The sequence below is a fragment of the Synechococcus sp. R6-10 genome (genome assembly GCF_047461815.1).
Taxonomy (GTDB): Bacteria; Cyanobacteriota; Cyanobacteriia; order Thermostichales; family Thermostichaceae; genus Thermostichus.
Map to the genome: position 1 here is coordinate 1 of NZ_JANSHW010000186.1, position 2,721 is coordinate 2,721.

Here is a 2,721-nt window from a genome sequence, read left to right on the forward strand (position 1 = left end):
CAGAAGCACCATCCCCCAGCCACGCCCGCGTTCCTCAGCCTGCGGAAGAAAAAGCTCCTTCTCCTCCACCTGCGCAGCGCCCCCGTCCACAACTGGTGAGCGCACCCGTTCGCCCTGGCACGCGCTCCCCGGCAACCAAAGAAGACAGTGTCAGCAGCAGCAAAGTCGGTGAAGCTCCTCGTCCGCAGCGGCGGATGGAATTGGTGGGGCCCCCTACCCGTCCTGTGGCCAAGCCGGCTCCCCCTGACCCAGATGCTGCCTCTCCCTTGCCAGAAAGAATCCCTGGGGAACGTCCCAGCCCAGTGTTGGCGGAGGCTCCCGTAAGACCTACCCCACCCAAGGTCAAGCGCAAAACGGAAGAAGAAGAGGACGACGAGCTACAAGCTCTCAGTCGGCGGGCTGCCCGCGTCCAAGCCAAACGCAAACGCAGTCGGAGACGGGGGGAAGGAGATGGAGATGGTTTGGATTTGGATCCCATGACCATCATTTCAGCGGTCAAGCAGGCTGAGCTGAACGCCCTCAAGCCCTTGGCTCGCCCCACCGCCAAGCCTCCTTCCTATCGCCCACCCGCGGCAACGGCTGCTCCCCCTGCCCGTCCCCGCCCTGCTGCCCGTTTGCAGCAGCAACCTACCTCCGCTGAGGCTGGTGCTGCCGATCGCGCTAGCGGGACAGAGCCCTTGCCCGAAGAGAAGGTGTTGCTCTTGGATGGCAGCCTCACCGTTCAGGAATTGGCCCATCGCCTGCGCGTGGCCGAAACTGAGATCATCAAAACCCTCTTTTTCAAGGGGGTGATGGTGACCATCAACCAGGTCTTGGATGAGTCGCTGGCCGAGTCGGTGGCCAAAGAGTTGGGCTACGAGATTCGCCGGCCCAAGGCAGAACCCGAGGCTAAAAAAACCGAAATGCTGGACGTGGAGGACATCGACCATCTGGTCTCGCGTCCGCCGGTGGTAACCATCATGGGCCACGTGGACCACGGCAAAACCACTCTCCTCGATGCCATCCGCGACACCAAAGTGGCGCAGGGAGAGGCTGGCGGGATCACCCAGCGCATCGGTGCCTACCATGTGGATGTGAACTTTGAAGGCCAGAAGCGGCGCATCGTTTTCCTGGATACTCCTGGCCACCAGGCTTTTACCGCCATGCGCGCCCGGGGAGCCCGCGTCACCGACATTGCGGTTTTGGTGGTGGCCGCCGACGATGGGGTACAACCGCAAACTCTGGAAGCGATCAGCCATGCGCGGGCGGCTCAGGTGCCGATCATCGTGGCCATCAACAAGATCGACAAGCCCGGCAGCCAGCCAGAGCGCATCAAGCAGCAGTTGGCGGAGCACGGCCTATTGCCAGAGGAGTGGGGTGGCGACACGCCCATGGTGGAGGTGAGCGCTCTCACCCGCCGTAACCTGGATGCTCTGCTGGAGATGATCCTGTTGGTGGCCGATGTGGCGGAGCTGCAGGCCAACCCCAACCGTCCCGCTCGCGGCACGGTGATCGAGGCCCACTTGGACAAAGCCCGCGGGCCAGTGGCCACTTTGTTGGTGCAAAACGGCACCCTGCGGGTGGGGGATACCCTGGTGGCCGGCGCAGTGCTGGGCCGGGTCAAAGCGATGATGGACGACCGCGGCCAGCGGTTGCAGGAAGCTGGGCCGTCTTCGGCGGTACAACTGCTGGGCTTGGATGAAGTCCCGGCAGCCGGGGATGAGTTTCAGGTTTACACCGACGAAAAAGAGGCCCGTCGCATTGCCCAAGAGCGGGCGGAGGTGCTGCGGCAAACCCGTCTACAACAGGCGCTGCTGTCTCGTCGCGTGAGCTTGGGTAGCGTTTCCGCCAAAGCCCAAGAAGGTCAGCTCAAGGAGTTGAACTTGATCATCAAGACGGATGTCCAGGGATCCGCCGAGGCCATTCAGACAGCGCTGCGGGATTTGCCCCAAGAGGAAGTCCAGTTGCGGGTTCTGCTGGCGGCCCCTGGCGAGATCACGGAAACCGATGTGGATTTGGCTGCGGCCAGCGACGCCATCATCCTCGGTTTCAACACCACCCTGGCCCCCGGCGCCCGCCAGGCTGCCGATGACAAGGGCGTGGATGTGCGGGAGTACGACATCATCTACAACCTGCTGGACGATCTGCGGGCGGCCATGGAGGGCCTGCTGGAGCCGGAAGAAGTGGAGGAGCCGCTGGGTCAGGCGGAGGTGCGCATGGTGATCCCCATCGGGCGCGGTGCGGTTGCCGGCAGCTATGTGCTCTCGGGCAAGGTGCAGCGCAATGCTCTGGTGCGAGTTCGTCGCAAAGGGGAGGTGGTTTACGAAGGTCGTCTCGACTCTCTGAAGCGCTTCAAGGACGACGTGCGGGAGGTGGCTGCGGGCTTCGAGTGTGGGATCGGCATCGACAAGTTCCAATCCTGGCAGGAAGGCGACATCATCGAGGTGTACCAGATGGTCACCAAGCGGCGGACGCTGGCCTCTGTCTAGCTTCATCAAGGCACTTCAGGTTGGCCTGCCGGTCAGGCCTGTGTTCTCGGGCAGAGGATCCCAGACAGGGAGGGAAAATTTGAGCTGATCGCGTAAGCGGGACGGAGTCCTCAGAGGGGGGAATGGATGCAACAGAGCCAGAGACTGAGCCAGATGCTGTTTGTAACGCTGCGGGAGGATCCCGTTGAGGCCGAGCTGCCCAGCCACAAATTGCTGCTGCGGGGCTGCTTTATCCGGCGGCTCTCCCCAGGGA

The 2,721-nt window shown here is 62.8% G+C and carries 1 protein-coding gene; it reads left to right on the top strand.

Going from position 1 to position 2,721, the window contains the following annotated elements; genetic code table 11:
• On the top strand, nucleotides 1-2,468 hold a 2,468-nt coding region (infB, locus tag NW837_RS05900; RefSeq protein ID WP_414329822.1), incomplete at its 5' end, for a translation initiation factor IF-2.
• Nucleotides 2,469-2,721 lie beyond the last annotated feature (253 nt).